Annotated in this window: 19 protein-coding genes and 1 pseudogene; 11 read left to right on the forward strand and 9 right to left on the reverse strand. The window is 65.0% G+C overall.

Annotation, left to right across the window (positions count from 1 at the left end; genetic code table 11):
* Nucleotides 1-373: 373 nt before the first annotated feature.
* Entirely contained in the window at nucleotides 374-979 is a 606-nt protein-coding gene (locus ACAH01_RS04135; RefSeq protein ID WP_372480332.1) for a metal-dependent hydrolase, read from the reverse strand.
* Between the two features lie 93 nt (nucleotides 980-1,072).
* Here ACAH01_RS04135 and ACAH01_RS04140 point away from each other — a divergent pair, with 93 nt between their 5' ends.
* Genes ACAH01_RS04140 through ACAH01_RS04150 form a run of 3 tightly spaced genes read left to right on the forward strand, consistent with a single transcriptional unit; the run spans nucleotide 1,073 to nucleotide 3,471 of the window.
* A complete protein-coding gene (locus ACAH01_RS04140) occupies nucleotides 1,073-1,348 on the forward strand; it encodes a hypothetical protein (RefSeq protein ID WP_170092437.1) in 276 nt (91 codons plus the stop codon).
* Nucleotide 1,349: 1 nt separating this feature from the next.
* A complete protein-coding gene (locus ACAH01_RS04145; RefSeq protein ID WP_372480333.1) occupies nucleotides 1,350-2,456 on the forward strand; it encodes a DUF4350 domain-containing protein in 1,107 nt (368 codons plus the stop codon).
* A complete protein-coding gene (locus ACAH01_RS04150) occupies nucleotides 2,449-3,471 on the forward strand; it encodes an AAA family ATPase (protein WP_372480334.1) in 1,023 nt (340 codons plus the stop codon). Before ACAH01_RS04145 ends, ACAH01_RS04150 begins: the two co-directional genes overlap by 8 nt.
* Before the next feature lie 8 nt (nucleotides 3,472-3,479).
* Here ACAH01_RS04150 and ACAH01_RS04155 read toward each other — a convergent pair whose 3' ends face one another.
* The 3 genes from ACAH01_RS04155 to ACAH01_RS04165 are packed head-to-tail and all read right to left on the reverse strand — an operon-like array spanning nucleotide 3,480 to nucleotide 6,266.
* The gene (locus ACAH01_RS04155) at nucleotides 3,480-4,361 is read right to left on the reverse strand and encodes a hypothetical protein (protein WP_372480335.1); all 882 of its coding nucleotides are present in this window, start codon (nucleotides 4,359-4,361) and stop codon (nucleotides 3,480-3,482) included.
* Nucleotides 4,351-4,848 carry a hypothetical protein gene (locus tag ACAH01_RS04160; protein WP_372480336.1) on the reverse strand — a complete coding sequence of 166 codons (498 nt, stop codon included), beginning with the start codon at nucleotides 4,846-4,848 and terminating at the stop codon, nucleotides 4,351-4,353. Before ACAH01_RS04160 ends, ACAH01_RS04155 begins: the two co-directional genes overlap by 11 nt.
* Nucleotides 4,845-6,266: a DUF58 domain-containing protein gene (locus ACAH01_RS04165; RefSeq protein WP_372480337.1), complete on the reverse strand. Its 1,422-nt coding sequence runs from the start codon at nucleotides 6,264-6,266 to the stop codon at nucleotides 4,845-4,847. The genes ACAH01_RS04160 and ACAH01_RS04165 overlap by 4 nt, the downstream gene beginning before the upstream one ends.
* 171 nt (nucleotides 6,267-6,437) lie before the next feature.
* Between ACAH01_RS04165 and ACAH01_RS04170 the strand changes: the two genes are divergently transcribed.
* From ACAH01_RS04170 to ACAH01_RS04180, 3 genes are all read left to right on the forward strand, one after another.
* Nucleotides 6,438-6,575 (forward strand): hypothetical protein, encoded by a 138-nt coding sequence (locus tag ACAH01_RS04170; RefSeq protein ID WP_170092431.1) that lies wholly within the window; start codon nucleotides 6,438-6,440, stop codon nucleotides 6,573-6,575.
* A gap of 117 nt (nucleotides 6,576-6,692) precedes the next feature.
* Nucleotides 6,693-8,729, forward strand: coding sequence for a hypothetical protein (locus ACAH01_RS04175; protein ID WP_372480338.1), 2,037 nt, complete (start codon nucleotides 6,693-6,695; stop codon nucleotides 8,727-8,729).
* Between the two features lie 181 nt (nucleotides 8,730-8,910).
* Nucleotides 8,911-9,825 (forward strand): hypothetical protein, encoded by a 915-nt coding sequence (locus ACAH01_RS04180; RefSeq protein WP_372480339.1) that lies wholly within the window; start codon nucleotides 8,911-8,913, stop codon nucleotides 9,823-9,825.
* 31 nt (nucleotides 9,826-9,856) lie between these two features.
* Here the strand turns inward: ACAH01_RS04180 and rfbD are convergent, their stop codons facing one another.
* Together rfbD and lhgO are read right to left on the reverse strand one after the other, a co-directional pair.
* Nucleotides 9,857-10,729, reverse strand: a complete 873-nt coding sequence (rfbD, locus tag ACAH01_RS04185; RefSeq protein ID WP_372480340.1) for a dTDP-4-dehydrorhamnose reductase — start codon at nucleotides 10,727-10,729, stop codon at nucleotides 9,857-9,859.
* Between the two features lie 30 nt (nucleotides 10,730-10,759).
* Nucleotides 10,760-11,965: an L-2-hydroxyglutarate oxidase gene (lhgO, locus tag ACAH01_RS04190; protein ID WP_372480341.1), complete on the reverse strand. Its 1,206-nt coding sequence runs from the start codon at nucleotides 11,963-11,965 to the stop codon at nucleotides 10,760-10,762.
* A gap of 112 nt (nucleotides 11,966-12,077) precedes the next feature.
* Here lhgO and ACAH01_RS04195 point away from each other — a divergent pair, with 112 nt between their 5' ends.
* From ACAH01_RS04195 to ACAH01_RS04215, 5 genes and pseudogenes are all read left to right on the forward strand, one after another.
* Nucleotides 12,078-12,548 (forward strand): cupin domain-containing protein, encoded by a 471-nt coding sequence (locus ACAH01_RS04195; protein ID WP_372480342.1) that lies wholly within the window; start codon nucleotides 12,078-12,080, stop codon nucleotides 12,546-12,548.
* A gap of 3 nt (nucleotides 12,549-12,551) precedes the next feature.
* Nucleotides 12,552-13,625 carry a glucose-1-phosphate thymidylyltransferase gene (locus ACAH01_RS04200; RefSeq protein ID WP_170092425.1) on the forward strand — a complete coding sequence of 358 codons (1,074 nt, stop codon included), beginning with the start codon at nucleotides 12,552-12,554 and terminating at the stop codon, nucleotides 13,623-13,625.
* Nucleotides 13,626-13,627: 2 nt separating this feature from the next.
* Nucleotides 13,628-13,810, forward strand: a complete 183-nt coding sequence (locus tag ACAH01_RS04205; protein WP_372480343.1) for a hypothetical protein — start codon at nucleotides 13,628-13,630, stop codon at nucleotides 13,808-13,810.
* Between the two features lie 13 nt (nucleotides 13,811-13,823).
* A complete protein-coding gene (locus ACAH01_RS04210) occupies nucleotides 13,824-14,753 on the forward strand; it encodes an NAD-dependent epimerase/dehydratase family protein (RefSeq protein ID WP_372480344.1) in 930 nt (309 codons plus the stop codon).
* 99 nt (nucleotides 14,754-14,852) lie between these two features.
* Nucleotides 14,853-15,194 (forward strand): annotated as a pseudogene (locus tag ACAH01_RS04215) (glycosyltransferase family 2 protein); the annotation flags it as partial.
* 89 nt (nucleotides 15,195-15,283) lie between these two features.
* Here ACAH01_RS04215 and ACAH01_RS04220 read toward each other — a convergent pair.
* The 3 genes from ACAH01_RS04220 to ACAH01_RS04230 all read right to left on the reverse strand — a co-directional run bounded on the left by ACAH01_RS04220 (nucleotide 15,284) and on the right by ACAH01_RS04230 (nucleotide 19,924).
* Nucleotides 15,284-16,045 (reverse strand): winged helix-turn-helix transcriptional regulator, encoded by a 762-nt coding sequence (locus ACAH01_RS04220; RefSeq protein ID WP_372480345.1) that lies wholly within the window; start codon nucleotides 16,043-16,045, stop codon nucleotides 15,284-15,286.
* A gap of 376 nt (nucleotides 16,046-16,421) precedes the next feature.
* Nucleotides 16,422-18,155, reverse strand: a complete 1,734-nt coding sequence (locus ACAH01_RS04225; protein ID WP_372480346.1) for an alpha-glucosidase — start codon at nucleotides 18,153-18,155, stop codon at nucleotides 16,422-16,424.
* Entirely contained in the window at nucleotides 18,152-19,924 is a 1,773-nt protein-coding gene (locus tag ACAH01_RS04230; protein ID WP_372480347.1) for an alpha-glucosidase, read from the reverse strand. Before ACAH01_RS04230 ends, ACAH01_RS04225 begins: the two co-directional genes overlap by 4 nt.
* Nucleotides 19,925-19,955 lie beyond the last annotated feature (31 nt).

Below are 19,955 nucleotides of genomic sequence, written 5' to 3' on the forward strand. Positions count from 1 at the left end.
CCTTCTCGGGAGTTCATCGTTCGACTCACCGCTGGGATACTCACACAGCGACTACGGTCGATGGACCTGCGGTACTGTTTGCAATCTCTGAACGACCACTCTCTTTGGGCAGACATCGCTCTTTTATTCTCTTTCAGGCCGAATATATCTGTGCAAGAAGAATGTTGATGATATGTGGCGAATAACACATCTACTATGGGGCGTGTGGTCACGTTTTCGCCATTTTGTATGTAGGAGTTGGTCCTGTTGGCCCAGTCTGGGAAGAGGCACTGGTCACACTGCCTGGTTGGCTGCTGTTTTGGATTCGTCTGGCGAGAGCACAGCAGTCGTGATTGGGAACGGCGCTGTTCGATGACGGCCAGACGGGCGTTCGCTACCCATCTCGCTGTCGGGACAGTGTTCGCTTTGCCACGGAGAGGCCCGGTCTGCCGTCGGCCTTCCAGACGAGGAGCGACACGCCGACCAGTAGGAACTGCAGTGCGAGCAACGGCGTCAGCTCTATCGACGCGAAGTGGCCGACGAAGCTCTTCGGACCGCCGTACTGGATCGCCGGGAGTAGCGGCCACCCGAGGTAGGCCAGTGCGGCGAACTCGCCGTCGAGGAGCGGGTGGAGTCCGTCGCTCAAGAGATGCGTGCCGTAGCCCAGCACGAACGCGCCAGCGAGGTGGACCGCCGTCGGACGCATCGGGGTGGTGCCACCGTCGGCCCCGAGCTGTCGGGACTCGTCGCGTGCATCGACAGCGCGTGCGATGGTGACGAGGACGACGCCGACGACCGCTGCCGTGAGCAGCGAGTGCGCCAGCGAGCGGCCGTTGGGCAACACGGCGACCGTCCAGGCGAGTGGCTTGTCGATCAGGTCCGGGAACTGCGTGCCGACCGCGACGGCGACGACCGCGAACGCGGACACGCGCCGATCGGTCGCTCGGGCCAGCAGCGAGTAACAGAGATAGCCAACGGCGAGGTGTCCCCACGGCCACATACTACTCCGACGGTCGTCTGCCAGCGACAATACCCTGTCCCTTCGGCCCGTATCCCGACAGCTTATACCGTCGCCGACCGTTCGACTCGGCCAATGACAACGCCGCGACGCCAGCGATTCGTCGTCGGACAGGTCGCGTGGATGAGCGCGACGGTCCTCGCGCTGGCGCTGCTTGGCTCGCTCTCTCTGGAGCTGTTCTTCGTCGTCTCGCTGATCGGCTTTCTGGTCGTGATCGAACTGACGGCTCCGTTCAGTGTGACGCCACGCTGGCGGGCCCGCCTCAAGTGGCTCGTCCTGCTCGGCCTGTTGGCCTTCGGTTACGTCGTCGTCAGACGCATCCTCGCCATCCTCCCGCCGGGGGTGATCTGACGTGGCTCCAGACTACCCGCGTGCGGTACTCGCTGGCTTCGCCGTCGCCGTCGCTCTGGGGCTGCTCGTCGCCGGAAGCACCTCGGGCGGTGCCTTCGGTTCGTACAACCCGGCCTGGGACGGTACCAGCGACTTCCGGTCGATGGCCGGTGACGAGGCCGAGTCGCTGTCGATCGCCCGAAACACCAGCGTCTACGACACCGCCGACGCCAACGAGACGCTGGCCGTGCTCCTCTCGCCCGAACAGCGCTACACCGACCGCGAGCGTCGATCGATTCGGCAGTTCGTTGAGGCGGGCGGGACGCTGCTGATCGCCGAAGACGTGGGACCGAACGGGAACCAGCTGCTCCGCGGTGTCGGCGCACGGACCCGGTTCGACGGCGCACCCCTGCGCGACGAACGCCGCTACGAGAACGGGCCGGCGCTGCCGGTCGCTACGGCGGTCGGGCTGGACAACGACAGCGTCGAGACGGTCGTCCTGAACCACGGGACCGCGATCCGTGCGGCCGGAGCCACTCGCGCCGACGACCCCAACGGGACGATGCGAGCCGTTCGCGCGACGAACGCGACGGTCCTCGCGGCCAGCTCCCCGTACGCCTACCTCGATCGGAACGGCAACGAGACACTCGACGACGACGAGACGGTCGCTCGGTACCCGGTCGCCACGACCGAACGCGTCGGCGACGGGCGGGTGATCGCCGTCAGTGACCCGAGCGTCTTCATCAATGCGATGCTCGAACACGGCGACAATCGCGCGTTCGCCCGTACCGTCGTCGCCGGCCACGACACCGTCGTCCTCGACGTGTCCCACGCCGGGAGTCTCCCGCCAGTGCAGGCGCTGTTGCTCACGCTTCGGGAATCGGCGCTCTTGCAGGCCGTCGTCGGAACGGCGCTGCTCGGAGTCCTGGCCGGTCACGCCGCCCTGGTGGACGCAATACCGGCGCTGAGACGCCGTCTCGGAGCGAGCGACACGGTCCACCGACCACGCGACCGCGAGGCGGTCGTTCGCGGCGTGACGGCTCGCCACCCCGAGTGGGACGACGAGCGAGTCGAGCGCGTAACGCAAGCCATTATGACGCGACGGACGGAACGTGATGGCAATGACTGAGCCAGCCGCCCTGTACGAGACCGTCCGCGACGAAGTCGGGACGGTGCTCGTGGGACACGACGAACTCGTCGAACACCTCACGGTCGCGCTGCTGAGCCGGGGCCACGTCCTCCTCGAAGGCGTCCCCGGTGTCGCGAAGACGACGCTCGCACAGTCGTTCGCTCGCGCGAGCGGGCTCGCGTACACGCGCGTACAGATGACGCCGGACCTGCTGCCGGCCGACATCACCGGGACCAGCGTCTACCGCAGCCAGACCGGCGAGTTCCAGCTCCAGAAGGGGCCGATCTTCGCCAACGTCGTCGTCGCCGACGAGATCAACCGCGCGACGCCCAAGACCCAGTCGGCGCTGCTGGAGGCCATGGAGGAAGGCCACGTCACGATCGAGGGGGAGACGCTCGCGCTCCCGGACCCGTTCGTGGTCATCGCCACCCAGAACCCAATCGAGATGGAAGGCACGTTCGAGTTGCCAGAGGCCCAGCGCGACCGCTTCCTGTTGAAGCTCACCGTCGACATCCCCGATCGCGACGAGGAGCGACGCGTTCTCGACCGCTTCAACGACGCGCCGCAACTGGACGCCGAGAGCGTCGAACAGGTCGTCGACACCGAGGCACTGACCGCCGCACGCGACGCGGTCAGTGAGGTCCACGTCGCCGACAGCGTCCGCGAGTACGTGCTGGACCTGGTCGCGGCGACTCGGGACCACCCCGATGTCGAACACGGGGGGTCGCTGCGCGCGTCGCTCGGACTGCTGAAGGTCGCGAAGGCCCGCGCGGCGATCCACGGCCGCGAGTACGTCGTCCCCGACGACGTGAAGACCCTGGCCCGTGCGGTCCTGATCCACCGACTCGTCCTGACTGCCGACGCGGAACTGAGCGACGTGTCTCCGGCGTCGGTGATCGAGGAGACACTGGCCGACGTGACGCCTCCCGGCGGCGACTCGGAGGCAGAGCTGGCCGCCGCCACGGAGATGGCCGACATCGAAGAGAGCGCCACCGACGGTGGGAGCGTCGAGTAGCCGGCGCGTCACTCGTCGCTCGCCGTCTCGGGCTCCCAGCGCAGCGTCGCCACGTTCTCCTCGCCGGCAAGCTCGGCTCGGACCGGCCTGTCGAGTCCGCATGCGAGCGCGACGGCCGTAATCGAGACGATCGGGTGATCGAACCGACCGAGGTCGCCGTAGACGCTGGCCGTCGTCGACACCGTGAGCCGGCCGTCCGCTCGGTCGAGGTCCAACTCGACGGCGTCGGCGATCTCGAACTGCTCGACGACCGCCTCGCGAACCTGCGTCGCGACCTCGCCCGGCGTGTCCGCCAACGACCCGCTCAGTGCCGACTCGAACTCGCCGAACAGCGTCTCGCCGGTCGGACGGAGCGCCACGCCACGGGTCGTCGATTCGCCCGTGGTGACGAACAGCGCCGACAGGTCGTCTGCATCCGGAATCTCGAAAGGCGTCTGCTGTGGGACGAACAGGCGGACGCCGGTCGCCGGATCGGCGGTCGGGACGTAGATCCGCCTGTCCGTGAGCCCGAGTTCTCGACAGAGGCGCTCGTGGTTGCGGGCCAGGGCCTCGTAGACGGCGTCCCCGACCGAGGCCGAGACGAACCGCTCGGGCGTGACGAACCACGTCAACACGGCGGCGAAGACGCCGGTCCCGCCCAGTGCGAGCAGTATCGTCCGGCTCGAGGGAAAGACGACGCCCCCGATCGTCGCGACGAGGCCGACGGCGACAAAGCCGATCGCCGTCTGGCGGTACTGGCTCTGGCGGGCACGGGCGTACGACGACCGGAGTCGTTCGTTCTCCGCCCGCAGCGTCTCTATTTGGGCCGCCAACTCCGGCGACAGCTCGTCGTCGGGTGTCGATTCCTCTGTCGTCTGCTGGTGTTCGGTCGCGTGTCGATCAGTACTCATCGGTGACCTCCAGTGTCGCGACAGTGTAGCGGTGCAGTCCGTAGCCGGCGACGGCGACCACGGCGACGAGGATCGCGGCCACCTGCCAGCGCGTCCCGAACGTTGCGATACTACCCGCGACGACCAGCGACAGCGCCGCCAGCGCGACGACGCCCTGCCAGAGCGTTCGGCTCGGTCTGTCGGCGTCGAGGACGCTGCCGGCGAACACGACGACCATGGGTGCCTGGGCGAGCGCGAGCGTCGCGAGCGACGCGTTCTCGGGCAGGACCGCGGCCAGCAGCACGTGCCCCACCGCGAGGACGACGATCGGCGAGACGACGAGCCAGGCGGCCACGACGACCACGCCAGCCAGTGCGCCGCCGAGTCCGGCGACGAGCCAGCCTGTGAGGACGCTCAGCAACGCGCCCGCCCCCACGACCGCCGGGGCCGTTCGCGAATCCGTGGCGAGAGCACCGCCAAGCCCCTCGGGGCCGTCCTCGACGCTCACGCCGATTCCCTCCGTCGCTGCGTTCGACCCGCCGACAGCACCGCCGAGAGTCGGTCACCGGGGCCGACCTCGTAGGCGTCGACGCCCTCCATGCCGGCGAGTTCGCGCCGGAACTCCTCGAAGGCGACGTAGTCGCTGTAGGCCCCGGCGAGATCGGTGAGTTCGCCCGACTCGAACAGCGCCGTCGGCGTCATGAACACCGCGACGGTGCTGCCGTTCCGGCTGGCACGCCGGACCGCCGCTCGCAGTTCGTCCGGGCGGCTGTCGTCGGTCACGATGACCGTCCGAACGACGGTGTCACTGGGGAACTCGGCCGTCCTGATCGCGCCCGCCAGCGGCTGTGCGTCGAAGCGCTGCTGGTACGCCTCACCCTCCGACAGAAACGGTGCGAGCGTCCGTCCGAACGCCGAATCGTCGCTCGCGACCCGGCTGGCGACCCGTGTGTTCGGTGAGCCTCTGGGTCCGACGCCGCCGGATCGACCGTCGGTCGTCGCGGCCGCGAGCAGCTTCGCTCGGACCGTGGCCCAGGCGTCGGTTCTGACCAGCGGGCTGATCGCCGTCGTCACGCCGTCGTCGCCGACGGCGTAGTAGCCGATCCCGTCGTCGTCCGTGCGTGCTCGGTCGACGATCGCGACCGCGAGCTGTCGTGCGTAGTCGAGCTTCGTCGTCCCGGCTCGTCCGTCGGCCATCGTGGCACGGTGGTCGAACACCAGGATCGTCTGCCGGTCTGCGCCGCCCTCGAACTCCATGACGTGTGGCTGGTCGAGCCGCGCCGTCGCCTTCCAGTCGATCTGTCGAACGGCGTCGCCCGGCACGTACTCCCGGATCTCTGCGGGCTCGATGCCGGTGCCCAGCTGGCTCGACGCCTGCTCGCCAAAGCCCGTCGCGATCGGGTTCCCGCCTTCGCCGACGTGGAGGTCGTCGGGTGCCCGCGGGCTGACTGCGACTTCCTGTCCGGCGTCCAGTTCGACCAGCTGGGCGAAGAGCCCGTCCGTGTCGGCGATCGACAGCGACACGTCGTCGACGGTGAACGAGCCCGCCACCGGCCAGGTCACGGCGGTGGATGCGACCGCCTCGCGTTCGCCGGCCGCGAGCGAGACCGTCGCCGGATCGCCGGTCGCACCGACCGGTGGGTCGACGGTGACGGTGATCGGGACCGACACCGCCGTGTCGAGGGTCACGGCCACGGTCAGCTCGGCGGTCTCTTCGGCCGTCACTCGATCCCGCGTCGAGAGATCGACGCTCAGCGCCGCCGGGACCCGCGTCGCCGAGCGGACGAACCGGTACTGTCGGGCGAGCAGCCAGGCCCCGACGGCACCGCTCCCGAGTAGTGCGAGCGGGCCAGCGACGACGACGCCCCAGACGGCAAGCGCCGTCCCGAGGGCGGCGACCGTCCAGTACCGACGCGTCACCTGCATGGCTCGTTGCTTCGCTCGCGTCCCATTGAAGCTACTGGTTTCGTGAACCCAGGCCGCCGGAGTCGGGCGTTCGTTTCACATTCTCCGGACTCCAATCACGGACACACACATACAGATTATAATCACTCGAGCCCAGAAATTATATCGGGTGTGCCCGAGAATCGTCGCTCGATGTCCGAAACGATCCCCAGCACGTGTCCCCGGTGTGACGCCCTCTTGGACCACAAGACCGCGATGCCCGGCGGTGCCGACGCACCGACGATCGTGAGCTGCCCGTCCTGTGCGTACGAGGAACGGTTCGAAGACTGAGTGGACGGTCGTCGCGACGCCATCCGGCCCGAGACTGTCCCGTCGTCATGTCAGCGCAGCCGACGCCCCGAAAGGCGCACGGTTTTTACGCACCCGGTCGGTACTCTCGTCAAGACAGTGTCGGACCGCTGGACCGTCGCCTGTGTCGTGTGTCTCTGTCTGACCGGCATCGCCCTCACCGGCGTCGCCAGCGACGCCGCCGTCGCCCAGTCGACGGCGACGCCCGACGAGACGACCAACGCCACCGTCCAGCACGAGGACCCCGACTCGGTGTCGGATTCTGGTGACGTCCAACAGCTTCGCCGCTGGCTCGGAAACCGACTCGACAGCCAACTGGAGTCGAGTTCCGTCGCCCTCAGCGAAGGCGAGTACGAACGTGCGCGGGCCGTCCTCGGCGACGACTACGACTCTCGACTCGAACAGTACGTCGACGTCGCCGGTGACACCGGCGGTGGCGGCGACGGGGACGCCGGCGAGACGTACCGCGAGGTCGGCCAGAACCAGCGCAATCTCACGACGCAACTCCAGCGCTTCGAGCGCGCCCAGGAGCGCTACCAGTCGGCCCGTCGGGAGGGCAACACGTCCGAAGCACGAGCGGCGGCCCGCGAGATGGCACGGCTGGCCGACCGGGTCAACGACACCAGCACCAGCGTCACGCAGGGCTACGCCCGACTCGGGAACCAGACCGGGATCGACACGGCCGCCGAACAGACGGCCGTCCGGAACGTCACCACCAACACCACCGAGACCGCGACGACGGTGCGACGCCAGACGTTCGTCGAGACGAACCTGACGGTGCTCGACGCGACCCGCGCGATCGCCTACGACGACCCGCTCCGGCTGACCGGTCGTCTCGCGACGGCCAACGGAACCGCCGTCGCCAACGAGCGCCTGGTGATCGAGATCGCGGATCGCCCCCACCAGATCACGACCGACAGCGACGGTCGCTTCGAGCTCGCCTACCGTCCGCGGACGCTTCCCCACAATGCGTCGGCAGTCACGGTCCAGTACGTGCCAGACAACGCCTCGATCTACCTCGGATCTAGCGCGACGCTCCCCGTCGAGGTCGAGCAGGTGCCCGCGACGCTGACGGTCCGGAACGCGACCGAGGAGACGAGCTACGGACGACCGGCCGGCGGGACTGCCGTGCTCGAAGTCGAGGGCGAGCCCGTCGAGGGCGTTCCACTGACCGCGACGCTCGGTGGCGTCTCGCTCGGGCGGGCGACGACCGACGAACGCGGCCGCGTCCGGTTCCGATCGAACCTGTCCGCACGCGTGTCTCCGGGCCAACGATCGCTACGGGTGTCGACGGCGCTGTCGAAGCGAGCGATCACCACCGCCGGCTCGAACGCCACCGTCGACGTGGTGTCGACGCCGACGACCCTCTCGGTCGACGCGACGCGGGCCGACGAGAACGTCTCGCTGACCGGCCAGCTCACGACCGAGGCTGGCGATCCGGTCGATTCACAGACGGTGAGTATCACTCGCGACGGCAGTCTCGTGACGACGGTCCGGACCGACGAGGACGGTCGCTTCGCCGCGACGCTCCCCACCGACGGGTCCGCCGCGACCGTCGACGTGGGCGCTCGCTTCGACGGGGGCGGAACCAACCTCGAATCGAGCCGTGCGACGGTGACGATCTCGACCGATGTGAACGCGTCGGACGGCGGTGTCGTGAACTGGTTGTTCGGTGACGGACGCTGGTTCACGATCGCGGCCGGTGTCGTGATCCTCGCTGGAGGTGGGCTGTTCGTCCGTCGTCGTCGGACTCGCGAGGAGGCTCCGGACGAGGCCGTCGACCGCTCGACGCCCACACGGACAGCGACCCCCACTGCCGACGACGCGCTCGCGGCGGCACTCGACCGGGCAGACCGGTTCCTCGACGGCGGTGCCGCGGGTGCGGCCGTCCGCGCCGCGTACGCTGGCGTGCGAGACGGTTACCTGGAGGCGTCCTCGACGGACACGCACTGGGAACTCCTCGAACGGAGCGAGGCGCTCGACGACGCCGAGCGGACCGCGCTCGAACGGATCGTCGAGACGTACGAACGCGCCGCGTTCTCGGCCGAGGGAATCGACCGTGACGACGCCGCGGCGACGATCGACGCCGCTCGCTCCCTGTTCGAACGCGACCCCGCCGAGCCGGCGGACGACTAGCGCTGTTGTGTGATCGCGTCGACGACAGCGAACTGCGCCCTGGTAAGCTCCGCTTTGTCCCCCACGCGATTCTGTCTCTGGACCCACGCTGTCTCGTCGCAAAGCCGTGCTTATCGATCTGTGGCGTCGCTTCCGCGCGGCTAACAATGAACGGTGGACTCGTACGTTCTCGCGAATTCCCATGCAATTCGATCGACGATCGCTTCTCAGAGGCGTCGGTGCGACCCTCGTCGGAGGCACAGCGCTGACGTCGCTGTCGGCGGCAGAGGTACAGGAACTCCAGGACAGACAGGCCAGTACGAACGGCGTCCACCTTGCGGCCGAGTTCACCGAGGAGCAGCAGCTCCTCGGCCTGAGCGAGACGGTCAGCGTCACCAGTGCTCGAGACCCTACTGAACCCGGACAGGCGAAAGGGCAATCCTCGGAGGACGTGCTCCACATCACCTCGCTCCCCGACACGGGCCGAGAGCGTGGCGGCGGGCGAGGGGGCGGGTCCGACGACGAATCAGACGGCGAGCACAGCGGCGACGACGGCGTGACCTACGACTACGGCTTCTCGATGGTCGGCGTCTCCGATCGAGACCTCACGGTCGAGGATCTCGCCACGTACGGCGGTGGCACCGGCCTCGCCTACGAGTGGCTGGTCACCGACGAGAACGTCTCCGCCGTCGGGACCGAAGCCGAACGGGCCGGTGTCGGCCCCGACGAAGTCTGGCTCGTCGTGCGCGAACCCACTGCGGCCGACACGGGGCTCGTCGACGACGCCGTCGCTGGTCGGCTGACGGCGCTGATGCGCGAAGTCGAAGCCGACCGCGGGACCGGCCAGTGGCACACCCGCGACGTGGGCGTCGAACTCGACGAGGACGCCGAGCCGGCCTGGCAGGAACTGTCCGCCCCGTCCCAGCTGTTCGTGGACATCGGCGAGACGCCGCTGTCGGCCTACGGCGACGCGGAAGTCCTCATGGTCGGCGTCGGCCGCGGTGATCCCTACGACGGCCCCTCGGTGCTCGACGCGTACTACCGGGGGCTGACGGTCGCCGGTGAGGAGTACTCGTTCTCGAAAGCCAGCATGGAAGGCGGGCCGGGGCGGGGGTGAGGCCCGTCCGGGGCTCTCTGGTTCGGTCCTCTCAGTTGGCTCGGCGCTCTCGCATCTCTTCGAACGCGGTCGCTGGCTCACGGAACCGGTAGTCGATCGTCTCGTAGAGACGCGACGAGTCCAGACTGCCGTCTGCTGGTCGCGGTGCCTCCTGACCAAATTCTTCGGTCGTGATCGGCGTGACGTGTGTCGGGTCGTAGCCACACACTTCCGCGAGCTGACGAGTGAACTCGAAGCGGGACTGAGCGACGGGCCCAGCCGCGTGATACAGACCGGTGTCGCCCCCGCGGGCAACTTCGACACACGCTCTCGCCAGATCGGGTGCGTACGTCGTCGTCGATACCTGATCGTCGACAATCTGCATCTCGTTACCCGATTCAAGTTCACCAAACACCCACGTGACGAAGTTTTCGTTCGCGAGACCGTACACGACACTCGTACGGAGCACCGTGGCCTCGTCCGCGATCCGGGCCGCGCGTTCGCCCGCGTACTTCGTCTCTGCGTAGTAGTTGAGCGGTGAGACGGGATTGTCTTCGACGTACGGTGTCTCGGTCGGATTCCCGGGGAACACGTAATCGGTCGAGAGGTAGACGAAGTGAGCACCGACTTCGTCGGCCGCGACCGCCGCGTTCCTCGTGCCCGTCGCGTTCACACGCCATGCACGTTCACGCGCAGTTTCACAGTCGTCGACCGCGTGAAACGCGGCCGTGTCGACGACAGCATCGGGTTCGAGGTCCTCGATGACGGTTGCCGTCTGTTCCGGGTCCGTCTTGTCCAGTTGAATCCCGGTATGGTCTCTCTGTGTCGTGTGGTAGGTCGCGTGAACGTCGATGTCTGCGGCCTCGGCTTCCTCTACGATGTTCGTACCGACGAGTCCAGAGCCACCGATGACGAGCAGTCGCATATCGTGATGTTCCAAACAGAGGTTCTAAACTCATTCCATCCGTTCGAGGATCGCCTCTGACAGGTGCTCACCGAACGGTAACGACGATGTGAGTCCCGGTGAGACCGCATTCAGCACGTGCGTCGACCGGGGTCCATGCTCGAAGAGCGGATCTTTGACGAGTGTCCCGTCGTCTCGAAGAATCTGGGCCCGAATTCCCGCGTAACTCTTCTCGAAGTCGTCGGGTTCAACCGACGGAACCAACGACTTCGCCGCGTCGACGAACGCTTCTTTCCGATACGATTTGTTGAGTTCTGTCAGCGCGACGCGAACCATCTTCGAGGACGAAAACAGCCTCCAGAAACCCTGGTAACCGAAGGTCTCGGCGAGCTCTGCAACGTCGAACTGAGTGTTCTCGTAGGCCTCTCTGCCGAAGGCCAGTACCGCGTTCGGACCGATGATCACCTTGTCGTCTGTCCGCCGCGTGTAATGCACACCGAGGAAGGGAAGCTCTGGGTCCGGTGTTGGGTAGATCATCGAGTTCACCAGATCGCGCTTCTTCGGGACGAGCTCGTAGTACTCGCCGCGGAACGGAACGATCTGGTACTGCTCTCCGACGCCCATTTGGTGTGCCAGTTTATCGGCGTACAGGCCGGCGGCGTTCAGCAGGTAGGAAGCCGTGATCGTGCCGTTGGACGTTTCCACGTGATGGGTATCGCCGGACCGCAGGACGCGCTCTACTTCATAGCCCGTGAAGAAATCAACACCGAGGTCCTCCGTATCGCCAGCGAGCGAATACACGTACTTTTGTGAATCGACAGACGCAGCCTCCGGACAGTAGAGCGCTGCCTGGCCGGCCGCGTGTGGTTCGTGTTCGCGGATGGCCGCCCGGTCTTCGAGAATTTCGGTCTCGACGCCGTTTTCGGTCGCCTGGTCCTGAATCTCTGAGAGACGGCGTCGCTCCTGCTGGTCGGTAGCGACGACGAGGACGCCGAGCTCTTCCATGGGTATGTTGTTCTGGCGACAGTACGATTTCATCCGTTTCGTGCCTTCCGTCGCAAACTTGGCTTTCAGCGAGCCCGGTGGGTAATTGAATCCGGGATGCAAAACGCCGGAGTTGCGACCACTCTGGTGCTGTGCGAGATGGTGCTCTTTCTCTACGACACAGATATCGAGCGACGTTTCCGTTGCCAAGTGATAGGCCACAGAGCAGCCCACGCATCCGCCCCCGACGATCGCAACGTCGTACTCTGGCATATTTGGTACTGCTATTCTACGGTATTGAGGTTTGTGTTACTCAACTTTCCCCGCGTGTCGGCTGCATCAAAAGAAGTAATAGCCACGGAGGAGTTGGCCAGATTGCAAACAAATGATACACGACGTGGAAGTCAAAGACCTCCAGATCAACGCCGACGAGCGTGGACAACTGACCGAGATCTGGCGGTCAGACTGGGACTTCTATGCCGGTGACGACGAACCGGAGATGTCCTACTTCTCGGAGACGTACCCAGGTATCGTCCGTGCGTGGCATCGTCACCACCGTGGTCAGATCGACCACTTCGTCGTTCCTCGGGGGAAAGCGAAGGTCGGCATCTACGACGACCGCGAGGGGTCACCCACGGAGGGCGAACTCGACACGTACATCATCGGCGAGGGTAGCATGAACGCGATCCGCGTTCCGGGCGACTGCTGGCACGGGTTCAAGGCTGTCGGCGACGAGCGTGTCCTCTTGCTCAACTTCCCGACCAACCTCTACGACTACGAGGACCCCGACGAGGAACGGCTGCCCTACGACACTGACCGGATCCCGCTCGACTGGGAAGAGCCCCCACACGAGTAGATCATGAAGGGAGTCCTACTCGCAGGCGGGACGGGATCGCGTCTTTACCCAATCACGCACACGGGCCCGAAGCAACTGGTCCCTATCGCGAACAAGCCGGTGCTCGACTACGCGATCGAGGACTTCAAGGAGGCCGGTATCACCGAGATCGGCGTCGTCCTGGGTCACAAAGGTCGTGAGGCGATCCAGGAACACCTGGGTGACGGGTCGGACTTCGGCGTCGACATCACGTACCTCGTTCAGGGCGATCCGCTCGGGCTGGCACACGCGATTGGCTGTGCGAAGGACTTCGTCGGCGACGACTCCTTCGTCGTCTATCTCGGTGACGACCTCATGCGCGAGGGGATCGAGGAGATGGTCGCGGACTTCGATCCAGAGGAGTACGCAGCCGGGATCGGCCTGCAGGAGGTCGACGAGCCGTCTCGGTACGGCGTCGTCGGCCGGAACGAAGCCGGCGACATCACCGAACTCGCCGAGAAACCCGACGATCCGCCGTCGAACCTCGCACTGATCGGCATCTACGTGTTCACACCGGCGATCTTCGACCAGATCGAGCGTCTCGAACCGTCCTGGCGCGGTGAACTGGAGATCACCGACGCTATTCAGGGACTCCTCGACGACGGCAACCGAATCCAGTCACACGTCGTCCACGGGTGGTGGAAAGACACCGGCAAACCGGGAGACGTGCTCCACGCCAACCGACTGGTCCTGGACGCGATCGAGCGTGACCTCGCCGGCACTGTCGAAGACGAAGAGTCCGTCATCGGTCGCGTCGAACTCCACGACGGTGCCGTCATCGAAGCGGGTGCCGTCGTTCGCGGTCCGGTCTCGATCGGTCCGAACACTCGGATCGGCTCGAACGCGTACATTGGACCGTACACGAGTATCGGTGCGGACTCAGAGATCGACGACGTCCACATCGAGGCCAGCGTCACGATGGGCGACAACGAGATCTCTGCGGAGCGAACAATCGTCGATAGCCTCGTCGGCCGTCAAGCGACGATCACGTCAAGCGACGAGAAACAACCTGCCGGAGACCGAATGGTCGTCGGCCGCAACTCCACGCTCGAACTATAACAATGCGTATCATCACACTCAGCTGCCCCGACTGCGGGACCGTCGTGGCGGGAAACGTCCTCGAAAGTCGACGCGAGATGAAGTGCCCCGGTCTCGACTGCGAGGCCGTCCTCCGGTTTTCGGACCTCGCGGACGACGACCGTGAGCACATCCTCGCGAATCGAGACAAATATAGGATGGAGTGACGAGGGGCTAATCATGACAGTACTCGTTACTGGTGGCCTGGGATACATCGGCTCGCGGCTGATTCGCGAGATCCCCGATCATCCCGCGTTCTCTGGCGAAGAGATCCGGATCATGGACAACTTCCGACAGCCGCGCTTCCACGCGCTGTGGGATCTTCCCTCTTACGCCGACTACGACTTCGTAGAGGGCGACATCCGTAACGCTGAGGACCGCGCGGCGGCACTCGACGGCGTGGATACGGTCTTTCACCTCGCGGCGATCACGAACGCACCCGAGACGTTCGACATCCCGGAAAAGACGTGGGAGGTCAACCACGAGGCTGCCGTCGACCTCTTCGAGGACGCTCGTGAAGCCGGCGTCGACGAGTTCGTCAACGCCGTCACCTGCTCGGTGTACGGAACGACCGAAGAAAAGATCGAGGAGGGCTTCGACTGCGAGCCCGAGTCCCCGTACGGGGAGGCGAAACTCGCCGCCGAACAGGAGATGTTCGACCTCTACGACGGCGAAATGGGCCTGACCGGACTCCGCCTGGGAACCGTCTACGGCTGGACCACGGGGATGCGCTTCGACACCGTCGTCGACAAGTTCGCCCTGCTGGCGGCGATGGGTGAGCCCCTGACGGTCTACGAGGGTGCCGAAGATCAGAAACGCCCCTATCTCCACGTCCAGGACTCCGTGCGGTCGATGCTGTTCGCAGCCGAGAACCTGGGCGACGGGGAGGCCTACAACGTCGTCGGCCAGAACGGTCGCCTGCAAGATGTCGTCGACGCCATCGAAAACCACTTCCCGAACGTCGAGATCGGCTACACCGAGGCGGAACAGCTGAATCAGCTGTCCTACATCGTCAGCGACGAGAAGATCCGCTCGGAAGGCTTCGAGACGGCGTACACGCTCGATCAGGGCGTCGAAGAACTGTCTGATAAGTTCCGAGCGTTTGTGTAATATGTTGTCTATAATTGCTATGACTATTCCCTCACAGACTGGTTCATTTCATCACTCAGAATTAATCAAATGTACGAACTTAGAATTTAGCATCAAATAATGAGCTATAAAAAACAGGGTACGACAGTGGATCCTAAATTTTCGCTCATATTTCTAACATGGAATTCTGAGGATGACATTCGACAAACTCTCAACTCAGTCAAGTCCCAAAGTATTCGCGATTTCGAGGTAATTGTTGTCGATAACAATAGTGATGATAATACTAAATCAATAGTCAAAGACAACTACTTGGGCGATAAGAGGTTTAAATTAATTGAAAACGAGTCTAATTTGGGATTCTCAAGAGGAATTAATCGTGGTATTGAAGCATCATCCGGCTCCTTTATTTGCTGCTATAACGATGACACACACTTTCCACCAGATTACTTGGAGACGGTCGGAGAGTATATTTCAAAACACGCGGTATGGACAACCGCTCGAATAAACCATCGTGTTTCAACAGAGCATAAGACAGTTCGGTTGATAACGGGTCATCGATTCCCCATTCCGTATGTTGTTGATTCTCTCTCTGGTGTCGCAACGTACTCGGCGTCCATACAGGCGTGGACGACCTTGTGGAGCAACTCCGGTTCGACGTGCACGTCGTTCGTTGCGGGTGTCGTCGTCTGGAGTTGCCTCTCGATCGTCTCGATTCGCGCCGTCACCTCTTCCAGGGATTCGGTCAGTGATTCCTCGATGGCTGTCAGGTCGTCATCGCTCCCGGGGTCCGTCTCGAACAGCGTTTCGACGAACGCCTGTCTCGACGGCCAATCGAATCCCGGGATGTCGTTGACGCGCTTGGGGATCGTCGCACGACTCACGTCGAGTGTGTCGGCGATCTCTGCCTGTGTCGCCGTCGGTTGCCTGTGGATCGCCCGCAGCGTTTCGCGCTGCTTTTCGTCCAGCGCCGCGAGGTCGACGACCTCGCCGTCCTCGCTCGGGTCTGTCTCGGCCGAGAGACGTGGTTCGGCCTCGTCGTCTTCCGGTTGGGATGTCGCGTCGCCGACGGCGTCTTGCTCGTCGCTCTCGGTCGATTGGTCGTCTTCCGCTGCCGGGTCGCCGTACTCCTGGAGGACCTGTTCGACGAGTTCGACCGAGACACCGCTGACCTCTGTAGCGATCTCTGCCGTGGCCGCCGTCGGATTCGACTGCGCGGTGTCGAGTATCTTTTTGTGAATCAGTGCTCGCGGCTGCGACGGCTCGCTCCCGTCCGGCTCGGCAACTACGGTCTCTGTCGTGCCATCAGCGTCCATCGGCGAACCTGTACGACAGCCTTCACTTAAGCTGTTCCGATGATTCCACAGAATCAGATTCGAAATTGGTCGGCGTTTCGTGGTGCTGGTGTATCTATCATCTATCGTTGTATCAAAACGGGCACACACGTTCGTAGACCGAACGTACCTGGACAGTTCGGTCGTCGCTGTCGGTGTGCCCGGCGCTCGCGGGGAGACACGTCTCTGTGAAATCTACGTCAGCACCCCGCACACGCTGCGTGGTAACGATCGTGTGAACTGGCTGTTCGACGTTCACAGTACCGTTCGGGAACGGGTTGTGAGCAAGGAGCCCTCGAACCGCCTGACCGGAAACAGCCTGCGAAGTCGGCGTCGCCGAGCGACGAGGGGCAGAGCCCTACAGCCTGTAGACGACGGCTTCCCACGGCCGGAGCGACGCTCCGGTGGGATCGGTCGGCGGGTCGTCGTGGTTCCCGTACAGCACCGTCGCATCGCTGGCCTCGATCTCACTGCCCTCGAACGTCGCCGACTCGCTCGACCAGTTGAGCACCACGAGCACCCGTTCGTCGTCGAGCGTCCGCGTGTAGGCGTAGAGCTGGTCGTCCTCGGGCGTGAGTAGCTCGTAGTCGCCGTAGACCAGCGCGTCCGTCGACTGGCGGAGGTCGATCAGCGTCCGGTACTGGTTCAGTACCGACGCCGGGTCGTCTCGCTGGGCGGCGACGTTGATGTCGGTGTAGTCGGCGTTGCACTTGAGCCACGGTTCGCCGTCGGTAAAGCCCGTGCCCGCCTCGTCGGACCACTGCATCGGCGTCCGGGCGTGGTCGCGGCTCTGGGCGTTGACGACCTCGCGAAGCTCCTCGTAGGAGTCCGCGACGCCGTCGGCGATGTACTGCTCGACGCGACCGACCGTCTGTGGGTCGTCGATCTCGTCGAGGCTCTCGAAGTCCGCGTTGGTCATGCCGATCTCCTCGCCCTGGTAGATGTAAGGGGTCCCCCGCATCGTCAGCAGGAAGGTCGCGATCAGCGAGGCCGACTCGCGGTGGGCGGCCTCGTCGCCGAACCGGGAGACGATCCGGGGCTGGTCGTGGTTGCCCAGGAAGAGGGCGTCCCAGCCACGGTCCGCGAGCGCGTCCTGGCGTTCGGACATGATCCGTTTGAACTCGGTGAGATCCCACTCGCCGACGGTCTCGGGGTCCCAGCCGCCGTCGACGCCCATGTGGCTGAACTGGAAGATCATGTCCAGCCCGACGGCGTCGTCTTCGAGGTAGCTTGCGGCCTGCTCGATCGAGGTGTGGCCCATCTCCGCGACGGTCGTGATGTCGTGATTCGAGAGCACGTCCGCCGACAGCTCGGTCAGGTACTCCTCCAGCCGGGGGCCGTGGCTGAAGTGTTCGATCCCGGTGGGCGTGCCATCGGGGTCGCCGTTCGGGAGGCCGTCGGTCTTGGACATGTGAGACACCGCGTCCATGCGGAAGCCGTCGATCCCGCGGTCGAGCCACCACGAGACCACGTCTTTCATCGCCCGACGGACGGTCGGATTCCGCCAGTTGAGGTCCGGCTGATTCTCGTCGAAGAGGTGGAGGTACCACTGCTCGCGCTCTGGGACGTAGCTCCATGCGGGGCCGCCGAAGATCGACTCCCAGTTGTTGGGGGCGACCTCGTCGGCGGGACCGTCGTCGGTGTCGTAGTCGGCCTCCGCGGCCGGGCGACCGTCGCGCCAGTAGTAGTAGTCGGCGTACTCGCCCTCGCGGCGGCGCGAGCGCTGGAACCACTCGTGTTCGCTGGACGTGTGGTTCAGGACGAGGTCCATGATCAGCCGGATGTCCCGATCGTGGAGTTCGGCCAGCAGGCGCTCCCAGTCGGCCATGTCGCCGAACTCGTCCATGATCGAGTGGTAGTCGCTGATGTCGTAGCCGTTGTCCTCGTTGGGCGAGCCATAGACCGGGCACAGCCAGACGAGGTCGACGCCCAGCGAGTCGATGTAGTCGACCTTGTCGACGATCCCCTGTAAGTCGCCCACGCCGTCCCCGTCGGTGTCGTTGAAGCTTCGGGGGTAGATCTGGTAGACAACGGCCTCTTTCCACCATTCGCGGTCGATGTGCTCCAGCGTCGTGAGTGTGTTCGTGCTCATGTCGAATCGGAGTTCGTGGTCGTCGGTCGGTCGGTGCTATCCGCGGGCGTCAGATAGACGCGCGCCTCGTAGGGATCGAGTTCGACGGTGCTGCCGGGCGTTTCGGGGGCGTTCACGTTCGCAATCGCGAGTTCGAGGTCGTCGCCAGCCTCGTCGGGGACCGCGAACGTGGCCGCCTGCGCCGAGACGTTGAGGACGACGAGCGCGCGCTCGTCGGCCAGCGTCCGGGTGTAGGCAAACACCTGTTCGTCGTCGGGCGCGAGCAAGTCGAACGTGCCGTAGACGAGCAGGTCCCGGTCCGCGCGGAGGTCGCCGAGCTCGCGGTAGTAGTGCCACACCGAGTCCGGGTCGGCGCGTGCCTGCTCGACGTTGATCGCGTCGTAGTTGGGGTTGACCTTGAGCCACGGTTCGCCGTCGGTGAAGCCGGCGTTCTCGTCGTCGGACCACTGCATCGGCGTGCGGGCGTTGTCGCGGCCGACGGTCTCGACGGCGTCGCGTACGTCCTCGTAGCTCTCGGCCGCGCCGCTCTCGATGGCCTCCTCGACGAAGTTGATCGACTCCACGTCTCGCAGCTCGGACTTCGACTCGAAGGGGGCGTTGGTCATGCCGATCTCCTGGCCCTGGTAGACGAACGGCGTCCCCTGGAGCGTGTACAGCAGCGTCCCGAGCAGCTTCGCCGAACGGTCGCGATACCGCCCGTCGTCGCCGAACCGAGAGACGGTCCGGGGCTGGTCGTGGTTGCTCAGGTAGAGGCTGTTCCACCCCTCGTCGGCCAGTCCGTTCTGCCAGCGTGCCAGACTCTCCTTGAGTTCGACCAGCGAGTAGTCCTCCAGCGACCACTTGTCGCCCTCGTGGCCGACGTTGACGTGCTCGAACTGGAACACCATCGAGAGACCGTCCTCGCCGACGAACCGCTGGGCGTCCTCGACGCTCGCCCCCGGCGTCTCGCCGACGGTGAGAATGTCGTCGTCCGGGATGGCTTCGGCGACCAGCTCCGAGAGGTAGTCGTGGACCTTGGGGCCGTTCATGAAGTGCTCTGCGCCGACGAGGCCGCCGTCGGGATCGCCGTCCGGAAGCCCCGGCGTCTTCGAGACGAGGTTGATCACGTCCATGCGGAACCCGTCGATCCCGCGGTCGAGCCACCAGCCCATCATCTCGTACACGTCCTCGCGGACGGCCTCGTGCTCCCAGTTGAGGTCTGGCTGGCTCTCGTCGAAGAGGTGGAGGTACCACTGCTCGCGTTCCTCGTCGTAGGCCCACGCGGGGCCGCCGAAGATCGACTCCCAGTTGTTGGGGGCGACCTCGTCGGCGGGGCCGTCGTCGGTGTCGTAGTCGGCCTCCGCGGCCGGGCGACCGTCGCGCCAGTGGTAGTAGTCGGCGTACTCGCCCTCGCGGCGGCGCGAGCGCTGGAACCACTCGTGTTCGCTGGACGTGTGGTTGACGACGAGATCCATGACGAGCCTGATGTCCCTGTCGTGGAGTTCGGACAGGAGGCGCTCCCAGTCGGCCAGGTCGCCGTACGTGTCGAAGATCGACCGGTAGTCGCTGATGTCGTAGCCGTTGTCGGCCTGTGGCGAGTCGTAGACGGGACAGAGCCAGACCGCGTCGACCCCGAGCGCGTCGAGGTAGTCGACCTGCTCGGTGATGCCAGCGAGGTCACCGATCCCGTCGCCGTCGCTGTCGAAGAAGCTCTTCGGGTAGATCTGGTAGACGACGGCTTCTTTCCACCACTGGCGATCGGCTCGCACCCGCTGGACTGCCTCGCTCACCGTCGCTCACCGGCGCGGCGGCCAGTCCGTG

It is taken from the genome of Halomicrobium sp. HM KBTZ05 (genome assembly GCF_041530035.1).
GTDB lineage: Archaea > Halobacteriota > Halobacteria > Halobacteriales > Haloarculaceae > Halomicrobium.

Bases quoted from the DNA above. Each gene is read 5' to 3' on its own strand.
- lhgO (WP_372480341.1), bottom strand. From the start codon at position 11,965: ATGCCAGAGTACGACGTTGCGATCGTCGGGGGCGGATGCGTGGGCTGC.
- ACAH01_RS04155 (WP_372480335.1), bottom strand. From the start codon at position 4,361: ATGAGTACTGATCGACACGCGACCGAACACCAGCAGACGACAGAGGAA.
- ACAH01_RS04170 (WP_170092431.1), top strand. From the start codon at position 6,438: ATGTCCGAAACGATCCCCAGCACGTGTCCCCGGTGTGACGCCCTCTTG.
- ACAH01_RS04195 (WP_372480342.1), top strand. From the start codon at position 12,078: ATGATACACGACGTGGAAGTCAAAGACCTCCAGATCAACGCCGACGAG.
- ACAH01_RS04220 (WP_372480345.1), bottom strand. From the start codon at position 16,045: ATGGACGCTGATGGCACGACAGAGACCGTAGTTGCCGAGCCGGACGGG.
- ACAH01_RS04140 (WP_170092437.1), top strand. From the start codon at position 1,073: ATGACAACGCCGCGACGCCAGCGATTCGTCGTCGGACAGGTCGCGTGG.
- ACAH01_RS04165 (WP_372480337.1), bottom strand. From the start codon at position 6,266: ATGCAGGTGACGCGTCGGTACTGGACGGTCGCCGCCCTCGGGACGGCG.
- ACAH01_RS04205 (WP_372480343.1), top strand. From the start codon at position 13,628: ATGCGTATCATCACACTCAGCTGCCCCGACTGCGGGACCGTCGTGGCG.
- ACAH01_RS04225 (WP_372480346.1), bottom strand. From the start codon at position 18,155: ATGAGCACGAACACACTCACGACGCTGGAGCACATCGACCGCGAATGG.
- ACAH01_RS04200 (WP_170092425.1), top strand. From the start codon at position 12,552: ATGAAGGGAGTCCTACTCGCAGGCGGGACGGGATCGCGTCTTTACCCA.
- ACAH01_RS04135 (WP_372480332.1), bottom strand. From the start codon at position 979: ATGTGGCCGTGGGGACACCTCGCCGTTGGCTATCTCTGTTACTCGCTG.
- ACAH01_RS04150 (WP_372480334.1), top strand. From the start codon at position 2,449: ATGACTGAGCCAGCCGCCCTGTACGAGACCGTCCGCGACGAAGTCGGG.
- ACAH01_RS04180 (WP_372480339.1), top strand. From the start codon at position 8,911: ATGCAATTCGATCGACGATCGCTTCTCAGAGGCGTCGGTGCGACCCTC.
- ACAH01_RS04210 (WP_372480344.1), top strand. From the start codon at position 13,824: ATGACAGTACTCGTTACTGGTGGCCTGGGATACATCGGCTCGCGGCTG.
- rfbD (WP_372480340.1), bottom strand. From the start codon at position 10,729: ATGCGACTGCTCGTCATCGGTGGCTCTGGACTCGTCGGTACGAACATC.